Origin of the sequence: Nocardia albiluteola (assembly GCF_018860155.1) — a bacterium.
GTDB lineage: Bacteria > Actinomycetota > Actinomycetes > Mycobacteriales > Mycobacteriaceae > Nocardia > Nocardia albiluteola.
In genome coordinates this window covers 1-19912 of sequence record NZ_JAHKNI010000023.1, presented here as the reverse complement: position 1 = coordinate 19912, position 19912 = coordinate 1, and the positions used below count along the sequence as shown (strand labels likewise).

Sequence of the window (19912 nt, the reverse complement as noted above, 5' to 3'; positions counted from 1 at the left end):
CGCACCACGCGCCGATATCAGTCCACCTCCGCGAGCCCTCCGGTGACACGTTTCCCGGACCGCCGCGCATCATCGAGGAGTTCACGCCATGCTCCACACCCGCCCGCACCGCGCCGAGCACCGTCCCCTGTTTCCGGCCCTGCGCGACTACGCACGCCGCTCCCTGGCCCGCCACTTCCTCACCCGTGAGGAACGCGCCAACCTGGCCGCGAGCCGCGGCCGCCCGGCCGTCTACAGCGCCTCGCTCGGCTGCCACCCGCACTTCTGATCCGACACTCCAGGCCGCGGCACCGTATGGATGCCGCGGCCGTTTCGTGCGCGGGCTGTTTCACCGGGCATCCGGACTCGGACGGCAGCCCGATTGTCTCGTGGCGGCGGACTTCCGGGCCGCGTCGTCGAGTCGGTGGACGGGCGATGAGCAACCGTACCGTGTGGAAACGGGCTGAGCCCCAGCCGAATCGGCCGGGGCTCAGTCGTAAGAGTTTGTGCTGCAGACGATTTACACGTCGTAGTGCGACTTCCTGCCCGGCCACCACGTGCGCGCCCTCCAGGGCCGGGTACGACGCATGTTCGCTGGATCGGCACTGGAATTCTTCCATTGGGTCGACCGCATGGCAGTTCGTTGTCCGCCATCGCTTCCCGCCCAGGACCCGGCGCGCGGGACTGAGATCGCCGCCGCCCAGCAAGGGGCGGTCCAGGTTCGGTTCTGCAACCGAGGGCGTACAGAACCGGACGAAGGCGGAAGGCCCATCGATCGGCTGCCTCTGATCGATTCTCATCGGGCTCGGGCGCGACCGGGACTGTGGCCGGTCTGCTGACGGAACCAGCGGGAGAAGGCGCTCAGTTCGGAGAAGCCGAGTTCGGCGGCGATGTCACTGAGGCTGCGGTCGCGGTGGGTGAGGTAGCGATGAGCCAGGTCCAGGCGGGCGGCGTTGAGGACGGTGGTGAAGGTCTCCCCGTGGCGTGCCAGGCGCCGGTGCAGGGTGCGGCGGTCCATGCCGAGACGGTCGGCAACCATGGCCGCGGTGCACTGCTGGGTGGGGAGCATGGTTTCGATGATGGCGCGGACCTGGTCAGTGATGGATTCCCCGGCCGGGGCCAGGGAGCGCAGATATTCGCGAGCGTAGGGACGGAGCAGGGGATCGGCGAGCGGGTTGGCGGCGTCGAGGTCGTGGGTGTAACACACGATTCCGTCGAAGGTCTGCTCGAATTCGACTGAGGGGCCGAGGATTTGGTAGGCACGGCCGCGAAGTGCCGGTTCGCTGTGCCTGAAGCAGACGGTCAGGGGGCGCCAATCCTGCCCGAGGAACTCGCCCAGGATACGGCAGGCGGCGCCGACGGCGAGTTCGGCGGACTGCCGGCCGAGGGAGGCGTCGGGTGCTGCCTGGACGTGGATGGTGGTAAGGCTGCCGGTCTGGGTGAGTCGCGTGCGTAACGCCTCGTTGTGCAGGGAGATGTGGCGCAGCACGATATGCAGCGCGCTGCGGATATCGGGTTCCTCGCGGGCGACGAGAGCGACCGGCCCCAGGTTGGACAGGCCGCGTCGCGCGGCCATGAGTAGCCCGAATTCTTCGCAGTTCGTTTCGCGCGCAGTGTATTCCAGTAACCGGTCCACCGCGGTTACGGGCATCCAGACGTCGCTGGCGGTGAGCATTGCGGCGCTGATGCCCACCGATCGCAACAGCAGCATCGGGTCGACACCCAGCGACAGTGTCAGATCGACGTAGCCGGTCAGGACGGCACTTCGGACCATCGGAGCCATCGCGATTCCTTTCATGCAATGTCTCAAATTGTCAAACTACTTGCCCCAAGCAGTCAAGCTATCGGGACACTTTTCGCATATCGTGACGCCAATCACGTTTCACCGCATCGCAGGAGGTGCCCTCATTACCGCCGAACCGGAATCCGTGCCCACCCCCGTCGTGGACGCCATGCGCGTTCAGGGCGCGTGGAATCCGTTGTGGGACACCCTCTTCGACTGGGACCCCGAATGGACCGAGCAATTCATGTCCATGGGCTCGCTGCCGATCCGCCGTGGCGTGCTGTCCCCGCAGTTCGTGGAGTTGCTGAGCATCGCGGTCGACGCCGCGTGCACGCACATGTACTCGCCGGGGGTGCGCCGCCACATTCGCGCCGCCCTGGAACTGGGCGTGTCTCGCGAGGAGATCCTCGCCGTTCTCGAGCTGACCAGCGTGCTGGGCATTCACGCCTGCAACCTCGGTGTCCCGGTACTCGCTGAAGAACTCGACGCATTCGAGCGTCGCCGCGCGGCGCAGCGGTGATCCCGTTCCGCACCGCGCAACTCACAACGATCAGGAAGGACGATCATGCACTACCTCGATGATTCACTGTTGCCGGAGAACCAGGAGAAACTGGTTATCCAGGTAGCCCCGTACGGCCCGGAGTTCCTGCCCGGCGATTCCGACGACATTCCGGTCACCATGGACGAGCAGATCCAGAAGGCGGTGGACTGCTACAACGCGGGCGCGCAGGTGCTGCACGTGCACGTGCGCGAGCTCGACGGGCACGGATCGAAACGGTTGGAGATGTTCAACGAGATGCTGGGCCGGCTCCGGGAAGCAGTGCCGGAGATGATCCTGCAGGTCGGCGGGTCGATCTCGTTCGCGCCGCCGGAGGGTGGCGACCAGGCGAAGTGGCTCGATTACGACACCCGCCACATGCTGGCCGAGCTCGATCCCAAGCCCGATCAGGTCACCATCGCCATCAATACCAGCCAGATGAACGTTATGGAGCTGCTTTCCGACGACGACATCGCGGGCACTTCTCTGTTGAACCCGGTGCTGCAGAAGGCATATCGCGACATGGTGGTCGAGGCCGGGCCGGAGTTCTACCTCGAGCATCTGCGCCGGCTGACCGCGGCCGGCATCCAGCCGCAGTTCATGCTCGGCAATCTGCCTCAGCTGGAGACGGTGGAGCGGTTGATTCGGCGCGGCTTCTACACCGGCCCGCTGGTGCTGAACTACGTGGCGATCGGCGGCGGCGCGGCGGGACTGCATCCCGCGGACCTGCTCGAGTTCATCCGCCGCACGCCGGACGGGGCGGTGCTGACCATCGAGACGATCATGCGCAATGTCACCCCGATGTGCACTATCGCGATCGCGTTGGGTCAGCATGTGCGGGTCGGCATCGAGGACAACCTGTGGGGCCGTAAGGGCGAGCGGCGCACCTCGGTGCAGCAGGTCGAGCAGATGGTCCGCATCGCCGACGAACTGGGCCGCAACGTGGCTTCCTGCAAGGAGGCGCGCGAGATCTACCTGTTCGACGAGGTCTACTCCGACACCGACGACGCGCTGGCCAAGATCGGGTTCGCGCCCAACCGGCAGCCCGGCCAGGTCGGATTCCTGCACCACGCTTGACCTTTCACAGGCGAGTGGGTCGGCCGGGCACATCGCGGCCGACCCAACCCGCCCTGTTCGTTCGCCGACGGACCGGCCGTGCGCGGCGGTTCCGCCGGTCCACCAGGCTCGAGGAAGCGCCATGGACATCTCCACCACCCCCACCGACTCGTCGGCGAGGACCGCAGGCACATCGCCGAGGCGCTCACGGATCTTTCCGTGGGTCGTGTTCGCTCTGATTTTCGGGCTGCTGCTGTCGGACTACATGTCCCGGCAGGTCCTGCCGGGGGTGTTCCCGTATCTGAAAACGCAATGGGGACTGTCGGATTCGCGGCTGGGCGCGCTCACCAGCGTGGTCGCGTTGATGGTTGCGTTGGGCACGGTGCCGCTGTCGCTGCTTGCCGACCGCTGGGGGCGGGTGCGCAGCTTGTTGATCATGGCGACCTTCTGGAGCGTCGCCACCCTGCTGTGCGCATGCGCTGGCAACTTCGGCCAGATGCTGGGCGCTCGTTTCCTGCTCGGGGTCGGTGAGGCCGCCTATGGCAGCGTCGGTGCTGCCGTGGTGGTCAGCGTCTTCGCCCCGCGGCTGCGCGCCTCGGTCAGCGGGACATTCCTCGCCGGCGGTTCCTTCGGCTCGGTTCTGGGAATCGCCTTGGGCGGGGTGATCGCCCGCCACATCGGATGGCGCTGGACCTTCGCTGCGATGGCGGTCTTCGGTCTGCTGCTAGTGGTGGCGTTCCGGCTGCTCGTGTCCGAACGTGGCCTGCAACGCCACTACATCGCTGACAACGCCGTTGCTCAGCAAGACCCGGGGCCAAGCGTGCGGGCGCCGTTGTCGAGCCTGTTCTCCACGGTGCCGGTGTGGTGCGTCTATCTGGCCGGGGGTCTGCAGCTGTTCGTGTCGGCGGTGCTGATGGCCTGGCTGCCCAGCTTCTTCAACCGCTCTTACGGGATGGCCCCCGATCGCGCTGGTCTCACCGCTGCGGTGTATGCGCTGTTGATCGGCGTCGGCATGATCGGCTGCGGCATGGTGAGCGACCGGGTCGCCCGCACCGAGCCCGTTCGCCTGTGGAGCACGGTGGTGGTGTATTGCGCGGTGTCTCTCGTCGTGCTCATGGTCGCCTTCGGTCTGCCCACCGGACCTGCCCAGCTGATCGTGCTCGGTATCGGGGCGCCGTTCGTCGCCGGTTCGACCGGTGCGGTGTCTTCCCTGGTCGTCGGTCTCACCCCCGCGAGCCTGCGCGCTACCGCGTTCGGGACGGCCGTGTTGTTCAACAACGTTTTCGGGTTGGCGGCCGGTCCGCTGGTCGTCGGTTTTCTCGCCGACCACTACGGGCTGGCCACCGCGCTGCGGCTGGTTCCGCTGGTCTACCTCGTCGTCCTGGCCGTCGCGATTGTCGGCAAGCGTGCCCACCCGGCCGACCTGCACGCGCTGGCTCGGTTGCAGGCCGTATCGCCATCGGCTTGACCGGTCCCATTCGCCGATCCTTGCCGCCTGGTCACCGTTCACGAATCCTGTCAATGAAGGTTTGTCATGCTCAATTTGTCTGTGTTGCTGGAAGATTCAGCTCGCATCACCCCGGGGCGGGAGGCGCTCGTCGCCGCCGGTGATCGCCTCACCTACGCCGAGGTGGACGCTACGGCCAACCAGGTCGCCAACCTGCTGGTCGCCCGTGGCATCGAGCCCGGTCACAAAGTCGCGCTGTCGTGCCCCAACCTGGCGTGGTTTCCGATCATCTACTACGGCATCCTCAAAGCAGGCGCGGTCGTGGTCCCGCTCAACATCCTGCTCAAGGACCGCGAAATCGCCTACCACCTCGACGATTCCGACGCCAAAGCCTACTTCTGCCACGACGGTACAACCGACCTGCCGATCGGCGACTACGGCCGCGCCGGCTTCGACCAGGCACCCGGATGTGAACATCTGTTCCGCATCGACACACCTGCCCCGCAGCACGACGGCACCGCCGACGGCCTGTCCGCGCAATTGCGGCCCCAGCCCACCGAGTTCGCCACCCGAGTCCGGGAAGCGACCGATACCGCGGTGATCCTCTACACCTCGGGCACCACAGGCAAACCCAAAGGCGCCGAACTGACCCACGCCAACATGCTGCTCAACGCGTTCACCGCGAACCGGCAGTTCGACAACCATCCGGCCCGTCACGACCGGCATCTGCTGGTACTGCCGCTGTTCCACTCCTTCGGTCAGACGGTGAACATGAACGCCGGATTCTCCGTCGCCGCAACCCTGGTGCTACACCCCCGCTTTGATGCCGCCGCCGCGCTGGCGCTGATGCAGACCGAGCAAATCACCGTGTTCGCTGGCGTTCCCACCATGTATTGGGGCCTGCTCAACGCCCTCGACGACACCGAAACCATCGACATCGACGCGATCGCCGGGTGCATGCGGCTGGCCCTCTCCGGCGGCGCCGCATTACCGGTGGAGATCCTCACCCGATTCCGTCAGCAGTTCGGCATCGACATCTTCGAAGGCTACGGCCTGTCGGAAACCTCCCCGATGGCCTTGTTCGGCAGCCTCGAGCACGGTCCGCGCCCCGGCTCGGTCGGGACACCGGTGTGGGGAGTGCAGGCGCGGCTGGTCGACGACGACTGGAACACCCTCACCGGCAGCCATGTCGTCGGCGAGATCGTCATCCGCGGCCACAACGTCATGAAGGGCTATTACAACCGGCCCGATGCCACCGCCGAGGTCATGCGCGAGGGCTGGTTCCGCACCGGCGATCTGGCCCGCCGCGACTCCGACGGCTTCTACCACATCGTCGATCGTGCCAAGGACCTGATCGTGCGCGGCGGTCTCAACGTCTATCCCCGCGAGATCGAAGAAGTCCTCATGACCCACGAGGCGGTGTCCCTGGCCGCGGTCGTCGGCATCCCGCACGAGAGCCACGGTGAGGAAATCAAGGCCTACATCATCCCCGCTCCCGGCGCCCAGCCGACCGAAGACGACCTCATCGCCTGGGCCAAAGATCAGATGGCCGCCTACAAATACCCCCGCCACATCGAATTCGTCCAAGCGCTGCCGATGACCGCCACCGGCAAGATCCTCAAACGCGAACTCCGCACCCACAGCTGAAACCAGCCACCCCACACCACCACCTCCCACGCCGTTGCCGGCAGCGGCAACACGTAAGGAAGACGGGAAAATGCCCATGACATTGACCGACAAAACCGCCGTCGTCACCGGCGCCGGCCAGGGACTCGGAAAGGCCATCGCGCTGGCGATGGCGCGCGCTGGAGCCGACATCGTCGCCTGCGACATCCAGGACGACAAACTGGCCGAACTCACACAAGAGATCGATGCGCTGGGCCGGTACTGCCTGCCGGTGCGCTGCGATGTCTCCGATCGGGCCGCAGTGGACCGGATGTTCGCCGATGCCGCCGACCGCTTCGGCACGGTGGACATCCTGGTCAACAACGCCGCACTCGTGCCGTCCTCACCCGCCGACACCGAGCGCCGCAACCTGCACTACGCCTACATGACCACTCCGATGGAACGCCGCTCGCTCGGCATCACCAGCAGTCTCACAGACCAGGACTGGCTCAAATGGTGGGAGGTCAACGTCCACGGCGTGTTCTATTGCACCCGCGCCGCCCTGCGCCACATGGAGCCACAACGCCACGGCCGCATCGTCAATATCAGCTCCGTCGCCGGCATCTCCGCCGCCAGCACCCACAGCCCCGGGTACTCGGCCTCCAAGGCCGCCGTGGCCAGCCTCACCAAAACCGTCGCACTCGACGTTGCCGGAGCGAACATCCTCGTCAACGCCATCGCCTGCGGCGGCGTGCTGACCCCGCCGTTCCAGGCGTATCTCGACACCGCCGCCCCCGAACAGCTGGGCAGCCTCTATCAGATGATCCCCGTCGGCCGCCTCGGCACCCCCGAGGAGTACGCCTCCCTCGCCGTATACCTCGCCGGCGACAACCACTACCTCACCGGTCAGATCATCAGCCCCAACGGCGGACTCGTCATCTGACACCCCGCCCGAAGCAGGCCCGCGAGTTTCCTGGAGCAGCACCGTGAACCACACCCCCGCACCGGTCGTCGTGATCGTCCCCGGCCTCGGAGATCACGGCGACGACCACTGGCAGAACCAGCTCGCCGCAACACTTCCCAGCACCCGCACCGTGCGCCGGCCACCGGGCGACGCGCGACTGAACCGCGACGCCTGGGTTACCGCACTGGAGACCACCCTGCGGGAAGTCCCGCAGCCGGTCGTGCTGGTCGCGCACAGCGCCGGCGTGCTCACCACCGTGCACTGGGCGCAGCACCCCACCCGCGACATCCACGCAGCCCTGCTGGTCACACCACCGGATTTCGACACCCCGCTGCCGGACGGCTACCCGACCACCGACCAGCTCACCCGCCATGGTTGGAACCCCCTCCCACGCCGGCAATTGCCGTTCCCCAGCATCCTCGCCGCCAGCAGCAACGACCCACTCGCCACCCGCCGCCGCGTCGCTGGCCTGGCCGAAGCCTGGGGCAGCCGCCTGGTCGACCTCGGCCCCGTCGGGCACCTCGACCCCGCCTCCGGCTACGGGCCATGGCCCCGGGCCGAACAACTACTCCACGAAATGACCGCCACCGCCGACACGTAACCCCACCTCCCCACAGGCACAGACCACCAACCGGCTGCGCCGATCTCACCGATGAAGTTGAGGAACACCATGAAGATGAGGAAAACCGCCGCGACCGCCATTCTCGCGGCAACAGCCATTGCCATCACCACCGCCACCGCGACTGCCGCGCCGCAACCCAGCGAACAACCACCGAACGCCGTGCACTACGAGGTACACCGCGACGGCAGCTCCGCCGTCCTCACCACCACCGACGGCAAACTGAAAATCATCGACGACCAACTGGTCCTCACCGACCACAACGGGCAACCGGTCGCCGCCCTCCCACTCACCTACCAGATCGACAACACCGCGCACCCCATCGATGCGCGCGTCGACGGCACCACGGCCACCCTGACCCCGTCCAAAGACAACCCTCGCCCCGTCCAGGCCGTCAGCCCCGACCAGATCATCCCCGTAGGCAAAGCCGCGCAGATCGCCGAATCGGTCAACCCGCGAGACGCACAGGCCCTCGGCACCTTCACCCAGCGAGTCACCATCGGCGCCGCCGTGAGCGCCATCCTCGGCGCGGTACTCGGAGGCGGAATCGGCTGTCTTGTCGGCGCCGCGGCCGGTGCCGTACTGAGCAGCCCGGTCATCGTCTTGCTGGCGCCTTTCGTTGGCGCCGCGATCGCAGGCTGTGTCCTCGGCGCGGCAACCCTCGGCGCGGTCGGCTCGATGACCGGCCTCATCCTCGCAGGCGGGCCCATCACCCTGTTCGCCGCCATCCAATACTTCTCCACCATCCTCGCACCCTGCCCGCCCAACGTCCCCGCTTGCAAAGACCCCCTCCAGCCCGCGGCACCCGCGAAATAGGATCCGCTCACACTCCTTCAGACCCTCCGCAACGATCACCGGGAGCGGCTCGACACCGAAAGCGACCCAGCTCACCAGCACACGCCTCGCCGCAGATGGACGGAGGGCCGCTCCCGCGATCAGAAGAAACCGTGTCGTTTGCCACCGTCGTGGGACCACCGACAGCAGGTAGTCCGTGGAGAGAACATGTTCCAAACCCACTAGACGAGTAAGTCCCAACTCGTTTCTGCGGTGGTGTCGAGGTCCAGAGTTTGGCGGTGGGGGAGGATGAGCTGATGTTTGTCGTGATACTCACCTACACCGCCGACCTGGAAACCATCGACTCGTTGATCCCTGAGCACGGTGCGTGGCTGGACGCCAACTATGCTGCGGGCGTTTTCGTCGCGTCGGGGCGTCGGGTGCCGCGTACGGGCGGTGTGATCTTGGCCGATGTCGGCTCCCGTGCCCAGCTCGACGCGGTCCTGAAACAAGATCCGTTCGGCGTGGCTGGCGCGGCAACGTACGAGGTGGTCGAGTTCGTTCCGACCAAGACCGCTCCCGCGCTGGCCTACCTCGCTCGGGAGAATGCCTGACCGGCAGGGCTTTCGGCTATCTGTGTTCGGACACGTTGAACCGCGTGTAAAGGTGCAAGTGGCTCGACGGGTGGGTTTGTGGCCCGGTTCGCGGCGTGGGGGCTCGAGTTTTCTTGCGGGGAAGGGTATCGACGTCGGCTTGTGAGTTCTGACCTCGATACCCTTCTGACCGCGCTGTACGTCAAGATCGACGACGAGTTGACCGGACCGCGCTGGACGGGCCGGCCCCCGATACTGACCGATTCGGAACTGATCTGCCTGGCAGTGGCCCAGTCGCTGCCGTGGCAGATCGAGCGCGCGCTTCGCGACGTGCGATATACGGCCACCTGTGGCCGGATACAGACGAGTCCACCCGCCGAGTGATCGCGGGAGTGATCACCGAACGGATGGACTCGACTTTCTACTGCGTACCCGCTGCGTACCGAGAGCCCGAATCGGGCCTAAACACGCAGGTCAGGATTACACGTCGTAGTACAGCTCGAACTCGTAGGGGTGCGGGCGCAGGTTGATCGGGGCGATCTCCTGGGTGCGCTTGATGTCGATCCAGGTCTCGATGAGGTCCTCGGTGAAGACGTTGCCCTCGGTGAGGTAGTCGTGATCCTGCTCGAGCTTGTCGATGACCGACGCCAGGTTGGTGGGGGCCTGGGCGATGTTCTTGGCCTCCTCCGGCGGGAGCTCGTAGAGGTCCTTGTCGACCGGGGCGGCGGGCTCGAGCTTGCGCTTGATGCCGTCCAGGCCGGCCATCATCATGGCGGCGAAGGCCAGGTACGGGTTGCCCGAGGAGTCCGGCGCGCGGAACTCGAGGCGCTTGGCCTTCGGGTTGTTGCCGGTGACCGGGATGCGGACCGCGGCGGAGCGGTTGCGCTGCGAGTACACCAGGTTGATCGGGGCCTCGAAGCCCGGGACCAGGCGGTGGTACGAGTTCACGGTCGGGTTGGTGAACGCCAGCAGCGACGGGGCGTGGTGCAGGATGCCGCCGATGTAGTGGCGCGCCAGGTCCGACAGGCCCGCGTAACCGGCCTCGTCGTGGAACAGCGGCTTGCCGTCCTTCCACAGCGACTGGTGCACGTGCATACCCGAGCCGTTGTCACCGAACAGCGGCTTGGGCATGAAGGTGACGGTCTTGCCCTCCTGCCACGCGGTGTTCTTGACGATGTACTTGAACAGCTGCAGATCGTCGGCCGCGGACAGCAGGGTGTTGAACTTGTAGTTGATCTCGGCCTGGCCGGCGGTGCCGACCTCGTGGTGGCCGCGCTCCAGCTCGAAACCGGCGTCCTGCAGGTTGGTCGAGATCTTGTCGCGCAGATCCACGTAGTGGTCGTACGGCGCGACCGGGAAGTAGCCGCCCTTGTTACGAACCTTGTAGCCGCGGTTCGGCGTGCCGTCCGGGTTGAACTCCGCGCCGGTGTTCCAGGAGCCCGAGATCGAGTCGATCTCGTAGAAGGCGCCGTTCATGGCCGAGTCGTAGCGGATCGAGTCGAAGATGTAGAACTCCGCCTCGGCGCCGAAGTAGGCGGTGTCCGCGATGCCGGTCGAGCGCAGGTACTCCTCCGCCTTGCGGGCGACGTTGCGCGGGTCGCGGCTGTAGGCCTCGCGGGTGAACGGGTCGTGCACGAAGAAGTTCAGGTTCAGCGTCTTCGCCGCGCGGAACGGGTCGATCCGAGCCGTGCTGAAGTCGGGCAGCAGCAGCATGTCGGACTCGTCGATCGACTGGAAGCCGCGAACCGAGGAGCCGTCGAAAGCCAGACCCTCTTCGGCCAGGTCGGCGGTGAAGGCCTTGGCCGGAATCGAGAAGTGCTGCGTCACGCCGGGAAGGTCGGTGAACCGAATATCGACGTACTCGGCCTCCTCTTCCTTGATGTACTTGATGACCTCGTCGGCCGTGCTGAACGCCACTTAGTACTCCTTACGGATCGTTTCCCAGCTCGTACCGATCGCTGGGCATCGCTGCTGAACGTTATGGATGCGGTGTTTCCCGACAATCAAGGTTGTGTTTCGCTGGTGTTACACGTCGTGCCGGCCGCGGATGCCCGTGGGCCCCGGCCGTCAGTGTCGACCGGGCAATCCGCGAGCATGCTCGACCAGCAGGCATATCCTGCCACCGCCCAGTATCGACCGGATGTAAAGGTCCCGAAAAATGTGGCCGGGGACACTCCGCGCGCGGTCCCGGGTCGCCGTCGGCTTCCTTGCGGCAAATCCCGTGGGTATCGCGGCGGATCCGGCCGAGCCACCGGGGTGAATCGCGGGTTCGGCCGTGGTTACGCTGGATGCATGGCACGTATTACCGGTTCCTGGCTGTCCGGACCCGACGCGGGAGATCCGCAAGCGGACGAGTACCCGGGCCAGCTGCTGGGACTGCCGAAATCCGGTGCCGGATCGCTGGTTTCGATGTCTCGGCGCACCGTGGGGCTGTTCGTCGACTGGATTATCGCGACGGGTGTCGCGGCGCTGATCGTCCGGCCCGATCCCGTGCGGATCATTGCGAAGATGCACGTCGCGGCCGGGCAGCAGCCGCCGTCCAATTTCGAGGCGGTCACCAGCGCACTGTCCACGCCGACCTTCCTGGTCTGGTTCGTGATCGGCGTCGCCACCGTGACGCTGTTCGGTTTCACCCCCGGCCAGTTCTTCCTGCGCATGCGGGTCGTGCGGGTGGATGCCGACGCGTCGGTCGGGTTCGTGCGCGCGCTGGTTCGCCAGGTGCTTCTGGTGTTCGTGGTGCCCGCGCTGTTTGCCGATTCCGACGGCCGGGGCATGCACGACCGCGCCACCGGAACGGCGCTGGCCCGCTCCCGCTGACGCACGAAGGCCCGCCTCGGGTGAGGCGGGCCTTCGGCATGTGCGGATTCTCAGCTGCGGCGGCGCACCGTGCGCTGCATGCCGCGCATCTTCGCCCCGCCCGGCAGCGGACCCTTGGGCAGCGCGGGCCCGCCGCGGGTGGCCAGCGCGGACAGCCGGCCCTCGATCAGATCCATGCGCTTGGCGTCGATGTTGCGGGGGAGTTTGGTCATGTAGCGCTGCAACTCCTTCAGTGGCACCTGACCCTCCTCGTTGCCGACGACGACCTCGTAGATCGGGGTGTCACCGACGAGGCGGGCGGTCTTCTTCTTTTCCTGCGCCAGCAGCGATTTGACCCGATGCGGGGAGCCCTCGGCGACCAGGACGACGCCCGGCAGGCCGATCACCCGGTGCACCGCGTCGAGCTGTGCGGTGGCGGCGATGGCCTGGGTAGGCCGCCACTTGCCCTGCAGATTGTCCAGCACCCACCACGCGGCGCCGGCCTGATTGTCCATGCGGGCATACGCGTTCTTCTGCGCGCGGCGGCCGAAGATGATGAATGCGACCAGGCCGCCCAGCACCAGGCCGATCGGCAGCATGTACCACTGCATGTGCAGGAACAGGCCGATGATCACCAGGATCGCGGTGATGCCGACGACGGCGCCGATCATCATCGGCAGCAGCAGCTTGTCTTCCTTGCGCTGCATCTGGAACACCTGCCAGAGCTGCTGGCGCCGTTCCTTGGACGCCTTCCTGCGCGCGGCCTTCGCTGCGGCCTTCGCTTCCTTCGACGCCGCGGCGCCGCCCTTACCTGCTGCCATGTCACTCAGGATAGTGCCAGCGATCGGCTTCGACGCGCCCGGTTCACACCGTTGCCTCGGCCTGGGATCGGATACTGTCCGCCAGCTGCGGCGGCATCGAATCGTGCCGCGAGTATGCCCGCGTGAACCGCCCGGACCCGTGCGAGATCGAGCGCAGATCTATGGCGTAGCGGCTCAGCTCCAGCTCCGGGACCTCGGCCCGGATCACGGTGCGCCCCGCGGTCGCGGGTTCGGTGCCCAGTACCCGGCCGCGGCGGCTGGACAGGTCCGACAGCACCGCACCGACGTAGTCGTCGCTGACCGTGACCGCCACCTCGGCGATCGGTTCGAGCAGGCTGACGCGTGCGGCCGCGGCGGCCTCGCGCAGCGCCAGGGCCCCGGCGGTCTGGAATGCGGCATCGGAGGAATCGACTGAATGGGCCTTGCCGTCGAACAGCGTCACCCGCACGTCCACCAGTGGGTATCCGCCGGCGATGCCGCGCGCGGCCAGGGCGCGCACGCCCTTCTCCACGGACGGAATGAATTGCCGCGGAACGACTCCGCCCACCACCTTGTCGACGAATTCGATTCCCGAACCCTCCGGCAGCGGATCCACCTCGATCTCGCAGATCGCGTACTGCCCGTGCCCGCCGGACTGCTTGACGTGCCGGCCGCGGCCCGACGCGGTGGAGGCGAACGTCTCCCGCAGCGCCACCCGATGCTCGATCGTGTCGACCTGCACCCCGAAGCGGGAGCGCAATCGCTCCAGTGCGACGTCGCGATGTGCCTCACCGAGGCACCACAGCACCAGCTGGTGGGTCTGGCTGTTCTGTTCCAGGTGCACCGAGGGGTCCTCCGCGACCAGCCGGGACAGCCCCTGGGACAGCTTGTCCTCGTCGGCCTTGCTGTGCGCCCGCACCGCCACCGGCAGTAGCGGTTCGGGCATCGGCCACGGCTCGATCAGCAGCGGGGTTTCCCGGGCGGACAGGGTATCACCGGTCTCGGCGTGACCGAGCTTTCCGACGCAGGCGATATCGCCGGCGATGGCCTCGCCGATCGGGCGCTGCTGCTTGCCGAACGGCGCGGACAACGCGCCGACCCGCTCGTCGGCGTCGTGGTCATGCCCGGCGCCGTCCGGCCCGTGCCCGTCGACGCCGTGGCCGCAGACGTGCACGGTCTCGTCCGGGCGCAGCGTTCCGGAGAACACCCGCACCAGCGACAGCCGTCCGACGTACGGATCCGACGTCGTCCGGATCACCTCGGCGGCCAGCGGCGCGGCCGGATCGCAGGCCAGCGGGGCGGGCCGGGAGCCGCGCGCCGGATCGGCCGCGGAGACGGGATGCTCCGCGGGCGTGGGAAATCCGCGGGCGATCAGGTCCAGCACCTCCACCATGCCCAGCCCCTCGCGCGCGCCCTCGGGCGGCGGCGCCGCGATCAGGATCGGATGGAAGGTGCCGCGCGCCACCGCGCGCTCCAGATCGGTGACCACCGTCGCGAGATCGATCTGCTCGCCCTCGAGGTAGCGCTCCATGAGGGTCTCGTCCTCGCTCTCGGCGATGATGCCCTCGATGAGCCGCCCGCGTGCCTGCTCGAGCAGCGCCGACTGTTCGGGTGTCGCCGTGGTCTGGGTGTGCGCCCCCGCGGAATAGTCGAAGACGCGCTCGGTGAGCAGATCGACCAGCCCGATCACCGGCCGGTGCCCGTCGGCACCGAGCTTGCCGTACACCGGAAGATGCAGCGGCAGTACGCGTTCGGCCGCGCCGCCGCCCAGGACGTCGCGGCAGGTGGCGGCCATGTCGTCGAAGTCGGCGCGGGCGGCGTCCAGATGGGTGATCACCAGCGCTCGCGGCATGCCTACCGCGGCGCACTCCTCCCACAGCGCGAGCGTCTGCCCGCCGACGCCATCCGCGCCCGCGGCGGCCGAGATGACGAACAGGGCCGCGTCCGCGGCACGCAGACCGGCCCTCAGCTCGCCGACGAAATCGACATATCCCGGCGTATCGATGAGATTGATCTTGATCCCGTCCCAGCCGACCGGCACCACCGACAGCTGCACCGATCGGTGCTGGCGTTGCTCGATATCGTCGTAGTCCGAGACGCAGGTGCCGTCCTCGACCCGTCCGGCCCTGGTCAGCGCGCCGGTGGCCATTGCCAGCGCCTCGACCAGCGTGGTCTTGCCCGAACCGGAGTGCCCGACCAGCACCACATTGCGGATATCCTCCGGTCGCTGCGCCGTCAGCGCCTTGCCGTTGACGCCCGGCGTACTCGCTCTCTCGACCATCTGTGCTCCCGAGGTAGACACGTGTGGTTAATCCGAGCTTCCCACCGGCGACCTTCGTGTGTCACCGATTCGAAAGATCCGCAGCTACACCGCGAGCGATGGCGAGGGGGCTCTGCGCTAGGCGTTTCCGGAACCGAAGCGGGCCAGCACCGAGGTCGCCTCCTGCGAGGCGGTGCCCTCCTGGCCCAAATGCGCCATCTCCGGGGCGATTTCGCGGCCATGATGCGTCATGGCCTGGGCATACAGCCGACCCGCGCGATACGAGGAGCGCACCAGCGGTCCGGCCATCACACCGGCGAAGCCGAGCTCGGTGGCGACGTTGGAGTGCTCGACGAATTCCTCCGGCTTCACCCAGCGATCCACCGGATGGTGCCGCGGCGAGGGCCGCAGGTACTGGGTGATGGTGAGGATGTCGCAGCCCGCTTCGTGCAGATCGCGCATGGCCTGGGTGACCTCCTCGGGGGTCTCGCCCATGCCCAGGATCAGGTTCGACTTGGTCACCAGACCGGCCTCGCGGGCCGCGGTCAGCACCGCCAGCGACCGCTCGTAGCGGAAGGCCGGGCGGATGCGCTTGAACACGCGCGGAACCGTCTCGAGGTTGTGTGCCAGCACCTCTGGACGGGAGGCGAACACCTCGGCCAGCTGCTCGGGCACGGCGTTGAAGTCGGGGATGAGCAGCTCCACGCCGGTGTGCGGGTTGAGCCGCTTGATCGCGCGCACGGTCTCGGCGTAGAGCCAGGCGCCGCCGTCCTCGAGGTCGTCACGGGCCACGCCGGTGATCGTCGAGTAGCGCAGTCCCATGGCCTGCACGCTCTCGGCCACCCGGCGCGGCTCGTCGCGGTCGAGCGCGGCGGGTTTGCCGGTGTCGATCTGGCAGAAGTCGCAGCGGCGGGTGCACTGCTCGCCGCCGATCAGGAACGTGGCCTCCCGGTCCTCCCAGCATTCGAAGATGTTGGGACAGCCCGCCTCCTCGCAGACCGTGTGCAGCCCTTCGCGTTTCACCAGGCCCTTGAGCTCGGTGTACTCCGGGCCCATGGTGGCACGGGTGCGGATCCACGAGGGTTTGCGTTCGATCGGAGTCTCGGCGTTGCGAGCTTCGATGCGCAGCAGCTTCCGGCCGTTGGGTGAAACCGGATTGCTGGGTGTCGGGGTATCGACGGAAGTCACCCGAACGATGCTACGCCCGCCGCGTCAGGCGCCGGTTCCGGCTCCGACCGGTGTGACGTGCGCAATATCGTGATTGCAAATCGGCAGGTCGCCGTCGAGGGCCCGCACGATCGCGTCGGCCACGAGTGGCAGCACCTCGGATACGTGGACCTCGCGGCCCAGTTCCCGGCTCAGCGTCGTCACCCCGGCGTCGCGAATGCCGCACGGCACGATCGCGTCGAAGCCGCTCATCGGGCAGTCGCAGTTGAGCGAGATGCCGTGCAGCGCAACGCCGCGCTCGACGCGCACACCGATCGCCGCCACCTTGCGCTCGGGTTGCAGGGAGTTCGCGGGGATCCATACTCCGGACCGGCCCGGCACGCGTCCGGTGTCCAGTCCGAGCCCGGTGCACACCGCGATCAGCGCCTCCTCGAGCCGGCGCACGTAGTCGACGACGTCGACCGGTTCGGCCAGGCGCACGATCGGATAGCCGACCAGCTGGCCCGCACCGTGCCAGGTGATCTTGCCGCCGCGGTCGACGTGGACCACGGGGCTGCCGTCGATTGGCATGTCCTGCGGTTCGGTGCGGCGGCCCGCGGTGTAGACCGACGGATGCTCCAGCAGGAGCAGTCGATCCCGGCCGTGGCCCTGGGCGCGCTCGGCGGCGATGCGGCGCTGCAGCTCCCAGGCACTGTGGTACTCGACCAGGCCGAGATAGTCGACGTCGACCGGGGTCTGGTCGAAGCGGGCGGTTTCGGTGAGCCGGCGGGCGGGAGGAATCACCGGGAGCGCGGTGGTTTCGGTCAACAGGGGCTCGCCGGTTGCTGCGGGGATGTTCACGGGCTCACTCACTATCGGGACGTTACGCTATCGTTACCTGATTCCGCGAGATCCACGGTGACAAATGTGAGTTGCATCAATGTCAGATCCATCCATCTGCCGAACTTGTGACCCACTTCAGGAAGTACCCCAACGGTCCCGAATCCGAACTTCTCGTGTAGCGCGATCGAGGTGATGTTCGAGGATTCGATCGCGGCGATCATCGCGTGCACCCGGCCGCCGCGCTCGGCCCGGGCCAGCAGCTCGGTCAGCAGCGCGGTCGCGATCCCGCGGCGATGGAACCGATCGGCGACGTACACCGAGTTCTCGACGCTGAAGCGGTAGCCCGACTTGGGCCGGAACCGGCCGTAGCTGGCATATCCGGCCACGGCGCCGTCGATGTCGGCGACCAGTACCGGGAACCCGGCCGCCTCGCGGTCCCGCAGCCAGGCGCGGCGCTCGTCGAGGTCCGCGGGCTCGGTATCCCAGATCGCGGTCGTCTCGGCGATCGCGTTGTTGTGGATCGCCAGAATCTCCGGCAGGTCCGTCGGCCGCGCGTCACGAATCGGCACCCGATGCCCGTTGTCACTCACAATCCCACGGTAACCGCCGATTCGCCCACGCTATGAACCGCCGAGTCCGATAGTGACCGACCTCATCCCGTGCTGGGGCCGGGCCCGACAGCGCCCGTCAGGCGGCGAAGAGTGCGGACAGGGCCTGCCCGATGGTGTTGTGCCGGAAGGAATACCCCGCCTCCTCGAGGGCGGCCGGGATGGCCCGGGGGCCGTGCAGGATCGCCTCCTCGGCGAACTCGCCGATCAGCACCCGCAACGCGACCGCAGGGACGACCAGTGGGGCGGGCCGGTGCAGGGTGCGGGCCAGCGCGCGGGTGAACTCCGCGTTGGTGACCGGTGCGGGTCCGGCCATGTTCACCGGGCCGCGCACGCTCTCGTGGGTGAGGGCGAAGACCAGGGCACCGATCTCGTCGTCGAGCGAGATCCACGGCATGTATTGGCGGCCGCTGCCCAGTCGCCCGCCCAGTCCGAGGGAATACAGCGGCTCCAGCATGGTCAGCATGCCGCCGCGCCGCGAGAGCACCAGTGCGCTGCGCAGCAGCACGACGCGCACCCCGGCGTCGGCGGCCGGTTGTGCCGCGGCCTCCCAATCGCGGCACAGGCTGCCCAGGAAACCCGTTCCGGTGGGGGAGGTTTCGGTGACGACGCGATCACCGGTGTCGCCGCCGTAGTAGTGCACCCCGCTGGCGTTGACCAGCGTCGGCACCCCCGCGGCGGCGACCGCGGTGGCCAGCACATCGGTGGGTGTGATTCGGCTGTCGCGCAGCTCCTGCTTGTAGGTGCCGTTCCAGCGGCGTCGTCCCACGCCGGCGCCGCAGAGGTTGACCACCGCATCCGCGCCACGCAGGGCCCGCTCGGGCACCTGCGCCCGGGCCGGATCCCAGGCGAATTCGTCGCGGGCCGCGGCGGGGCGCCGCACCAGACGGGACACCTCGTGCCCGTCCCGGCGCAGCGCCACCACCAGTGCCGTTCCGATCAGACCGGACGAGCCGGCGATCACAACCCTCATGCTGCGTTACCGAATTTCCTTACCAGGAGAACTACAGGCCGAGATCGGCCTCGAACGCGGCCTCCTCCAGCCGGTGCCGGATGGTGGTGAGGAAACGTCCGGCGTCGGCGCCGTCGATCAGCCGGTGATCGTAGGTCAGCGGCAGATAGCACATCGAGCGGATGCCGATGAACTCGTCGCCGTTGCCGGAGATCACCATGGGGCGCTTGACGATCGCACCCGTGCCCAGCATCGCCGACTGCGGCGGAACCAGGATCGGGGTGTCGAACAGCGCGCCCTGGCTGCCGATGTTGGTGATCGTGAAGGTGCCGCCAGCCAGCTCGTCCGGCTTGAGACCGCCGGTGCGGGCGCGGTTGGCGATGTCGGCGATCGCGCGGGCCAGACCGGCCAGCGACAGGTCGCTGGCGTTGTGGATGATCGGGGAGAGCAGGCCCTGCTCGGTGTCCACCGCGATACCGAGGTGCACGGCCGAGTGGTAGGTGATCTCCTTGGTGTCCTCGTTGTAGGAGGCGTTGATGTTGGGGTGCACGCCCAGCGCCTCCACGGCCGCCTTCGCGAAGAACGGCAGGAAGGTCAGGTTGACACCCTCCCGTTCGGCGAAGGCGCCCTTGGCCTTTGCCCGCAGCGCGGCGATCTTGGTGAGATCGGCCTCGTGCGTCTGCGTCAGCTGCGCGGTGGTCTGCAGCGACTCGCGGGTCTTGGTCGCGGTGATCTGGCGGATGCGGCTGGCCTTCTGGACCGTGCCGCGCAGGGCCTGCAACTCGGGGCGCACGCCCACGGGCGCGGCCGGAGCCTTCGTTGCGGTGGCAGCCGGTGCCGGTGCCGGTGCCGCGGGAGTTGCGGCGGCGGGGGCCTTGGCCTCCGCGGCGGCCAGCACATCCTGCTTGCGGATGCGTCCGCCGACGCCCGAGCCCTTCAGTGCGGCCAGGTCGACGTTGTTCTCGGCGGCCAGCTTGCGAACCAGCGGGGTCACGTAGGGGATCTCGCCGTTCCCGTTGCTCGGGGCGGCCGCATGCGCGGGGGCTACCGCCGGGGCGGGGGCCGGCGCGGGAGCAGCCGGAGCCGGTGCCGGAGCGGGAGCCGCGGCGACAGGCGCCGGGGCCGGTGCGGGGGCGGGCGCGGGGGCCG

At 67.7% G+C, this 19912-nt stretch carries 19 protein-coding genes and 1 pseudogene; 11 read left to right on the top strand and 9 right to left on the bottom strand.

Annotated elements, in window-relative coordinates; genetic code table 11:
• The first annotated feature begins 88 nt into the window (after positions 1 to 88).
• Positions 89 to 268, top strand: coding sequence for a hypothetical protein (locus tag KO481_RS39390; protein ID WP_215923744.1), 180 nt, complete (start codon positions 89 to 91; stop codon positions 266 to 268).
• A 507-nt stretch (positions 269 to 775) separates the two neighbouring features.
• On the opposite strand, the gene KO481_RS39385 is transcribed toward KO481_RS39390, so the two are convergent.
• On the bottom strand, positions 776 to 1762 hold the full coding sequence (locus tag KO481_RS39385) for an AraC family transcriptional regulator (RefSeq protein WP_215923658.1): 987 nt from the start codon (positions 1760 to 1762) through the stop codon (positions 776 to 778).
• Positions 1763 to 1931: 169 nt separating this feature from the next.
• Between KO481_RS39385 and KO481_RS39380 the strand changes: the two genes are divergently transcribed.
• The 9 genes and pseudogenes from KO481_RS39380 to KO481_RS45040 all read left to right on the top strand — a co-directional run.
• Positions 1932 to 2282, top strand: coding sequence for a carboxymuconolactone decarboxylase family protein (locus KO481_RS39380; protein ID WP_215923731.1), 351 nt, complete (start codon positions 1932 to 1934; stop codon positions 2280 to 2282).
• Between the two features lie 45 nt (positions 2283 to 2327).
• Positions 2328 to 3377 (top strand): beta-keto acid cleavage family enzyme, encoded by a 1050-nt coding sequence (locus tag KO481_RS39375; protein WP_215923657.1) that lies wholly within the window; start codon positions 2328 to 2330, stop codon positions 3375 to 3377.
• 121 nt (positions 3378 to 3498) lie between these two features.
• Positions 3499 to 4824 (top strand): MFS transporter, encoded by a 1326-nt coding sequence (locus tag KO481_RS39370; protein ID WP_215923656.1) that lies wholly within the window; start codon positions 3499 to 3501, stop codon positions 4822 to 4824.
• 66 nt (positions 4825 to 4890) lie between these two features.
• On the top strand, positions 4891 to 6450 hold the full coding sequence (locus KO481_RS39365; RefSeq protein ID WP_215923655.1) for a long-chain-fatty-acid--CoA ligase: 1560 nt from the start codon (positions 4891 to 4893) through the stop codon (positions 6448 to 6450).
• A 76-nt stretch (positions 6451 to 6526) separates the two neighbouring features.
• Complete coding sequence (locus tag KO481_RS39360; protein WP_215923654.1) at positions 6527 to 7351, top strand: SDR family NAD(P)-dependent oxidoreductase; 825 nt, start codon at positions 6527 to 6529, stop codon at positions 7349 to 7351.
• Positions 7352 to 7394: 43 nt separating this feature from the next.
• Positions 7395 to 7973 (top strand): RBBP9/YdeN family alpha/beta hydrolase, encoded by a 579-nt coding sequence (locus tag KO481_RS39355; protein ID WP_215923653.1) that lies wholly within the window; start codon positions 7395 to 7397, stop codon positions 7971 to 7973.
• A gap of 69 nt (positions 7974 to 8042) precedes the next feature.
• Entirely contained in the window at positions 8043 to 8807 is a 765-nt protein-coding gene (locus KO481_RS39350; protein ID WP_215923652.1) for a DUF8020 domain-containing protein, read from the top strand.
• A gap of 275 nt (positions 8808 to 9082) precedes the next feature.
• Positions 9083 to 9379, top strand: coding sequence for a YciI family protein (locus KO481_RS39345; RefSeq protein ID WP_215923651.1), 297 nt, complete (start codon positions 9083 to 9085; stop codon positions 9377 to 9379).
• Positions 9380 to 9520: 141 nt separating this feature from the next.
• Positions 9521 to 9658: pseudogene (locus tag KO481_RS45040) on the top strand (IS982 family transposase); the annotation flags it as partial.
• Positions 9659 to 9838: 180 nt separating this feature from the next.
• Here the strand turns inward: KO481_RS45040 and glnA are convergent.
• Positions 9839 to 11275 (bottom strand): type I glutamate--ammonia ligase, encoded by a 1437-nt coding sequence (gene glnA, locus KO481_RS39335; protein ID WP_215923649.1) that lies wholly within the window; start codon positions 11273 to 11275, stop codon positions 9839 to 9841.
• 375 nt (positions 11276 to 11650) lie between these two features.
• On the opposite strand from glnA, the gene KO481_RS39330 reads away from it, so the two are divergent.
• Complete coding sequence (locus KO481_RS39330) at positions 11651 to 12175, top strand: RDD family protein (RefSeq protein ID WP_215923648.1); 525 nt, start codon at positions 11651 to 11653, stop codon at positions 12173 to 12175.
• A gap of 50 nt (positions 12176 to 12225) precedes the next feature.
• On the opposite strand, the gene KO481_RS39325 is transcribed toward KO481_RS39330, so the two are convergent.
• The 7 genes from KO481_RS39325 to sucB all read right to left on the bottom strand — a co-directional run.
• Positions 12226 to 12975 (bottom strand): DUF4191 domain-containing protein, encoded by a 750-nt coding sequence (locus KO481_RS39325; protein WP_215923647.1) that lies wholly within the window; start codon positions 12973 to 12975, stop codon positions 12226 to 12228.
• A gap of 43 nt (positions 12976 to 13018) precedes the next feature.
• Positions 13019 to 15235: an elongation factor G-like protein EF-G2 gene (locus tag KO481_RS39320; protein ID WP_215923646.1), complete on the bottom strand. Its 2217-nt coding sequence runs from the start codon at positions 15233 to 15235 to the stop codon at positions 13019 to 13021.
• 117 nt (positions 15236 to 15352) lie between these two features.
• A complete protein-coding gene (gene lipA / locus KO481_RS39315) occupies positions 15353 to 16402 on the bottom strand; it encodes a lipoyl synthase (protein WP_215923645.1) in 1050 nt (349 codons plus the stop codon).
• A gap of 24 nt (positions 16403 to 16426) precedes the next feature.
• Entirely contained in the window at positions 16427 to 17161 is a 735-nt protein-coding gene (gene lipB, locus KO481_RS39310) for a lipoyl(octanoyl) transferase LipB (protein ID WP_215923730.1), read from the bottom strand.
• 71 nt (positions 17162 to 17232) lie between these two features.
• Positions 17233 to 17772 carry a GNAT family N-acetyltransferase gene (locus KO481_RS39305; protein ID WP_215923729.1) on the bottom strand — a complete coding sequence of 180 codons (540 nt, stop codon included), beginning with the start codon at positions 17770 to 17772 and terminating at the stop codon, positions 17233 to 17235.
• Positions 17773 to 17890: 118 nt separating this feature from the next.
• Complete coding sequence (locus tag KO481_RS39300; protein ID WP_215923644.1) at positions 17891 to 18784, bottom strand: TIGR01777 family oxidoreductase; 894 nt, start codon at positions 18782 to 18784, stop codon at positions 17891 to 17893.
• Between the two features lie 31 nt (positions 18785 to 18815).
• Positions 18816 to 19912: 2-oxoglutarate dehydrogenase, E2 component, dihydrolipoamide succinyltransferase (gene sucB, locus KO481_RS39295; protein ID WP_215923643.1), on the bottom strand; the 1097-nt coding region annotated here is incomplete at its 5' end.

Bases quoted from the DNA above. Each gene is read 5' to 3' on its own strand.
- KO481_RS39390 (WP_215923744.1), top strand. From the start codon at position 89: ATGCTCCACACCCGCCCGCACCGCGCCGAGCACCGTCCCCTGTTTCCG.
- KO481_RS39385 (WP_215923658.1), bottom strand. From the start codon at position 1,762: ATGGCTCCGATGGTCCGAAGTGCCGTCCTGACCGGCTACGTCGATCTG.
- KO481_RS39380 (WP_215923731.1), top strand. From the start codon at position 1,932: ATGCGCGTTCAGGGCGCGTGGAATCCGTTGTGGGACACCCTCTTCGAC.
- KO481_RS39375 (WP_215923657.1), top strand. From the start codon at position 2,328: ATGCACTACCTCGATGATTCACTGTTGCCGGAGAACCAGGAGAAACTG.
- KO481_RS39370 (WP_215923656.1), top strand. From the start codon at position 3,499: ATGGACATCTCCACCACCCCCACCGACTCGTCGGCGAGGACCGCAGGC.
- KO481_RS39365 (WP_215923655.1), top strand. From the start codon at position 4,891: ATGCTCAATTTGTCTGTGTTGCTGGAAGATTCAGCTCGCATCACCCCG.
- KO481_RS39360 (WP_215923654.1), top strand. From the start codon at position 6,527: ATGACATTGACCGACAAAACCGCCGTCGTCACCGGCGCCGGCCAGGGA.
- KO481_RS39350 (WP_215923652.1), top strand. From the start codon at position 8,043: ATGAAGATGAGGAAAACCGCCGCGACCGCCATTCTCGCGGCAACAGCC.
- KO481_RS39345 (WP_215923651.1), top strand. From the start codon at position 9,083: ATGTTTGTCGTGATACTCACCTACACCGCCGACCTGGAAACCATCGAC.
- KO481_RS39330 (WP_215923648.1), top strand. From the start codon at position 11,651: ATGGCACGTATTACCGGTTCCTGGCTGTCCGGACCCGACGCGGGAGAT.
- KO481_RS39325 (WP_215923647.1), bottom strand. From the start codon at position 12,975: ATGGCAGCAGGTAAGGGCGGCGCCGCGGCGTCGAAGGAAGCGAAGGCC.
- KO481_RS39320 (WP_215923646.1), bottom strand. From the start codon at position 15,235: ATGGTCGAGAGAGCGAGTACGCCGGGCGTCAACGGCAAGGCGCTGACG.
- KO481_RS39300 (WP_215923644.1), bottom strand. From the start codon at position 18,784: ATGAGGGTTGTGATCGCCGGCTCGTCCGGTCTGATCGGAACGGCACTG.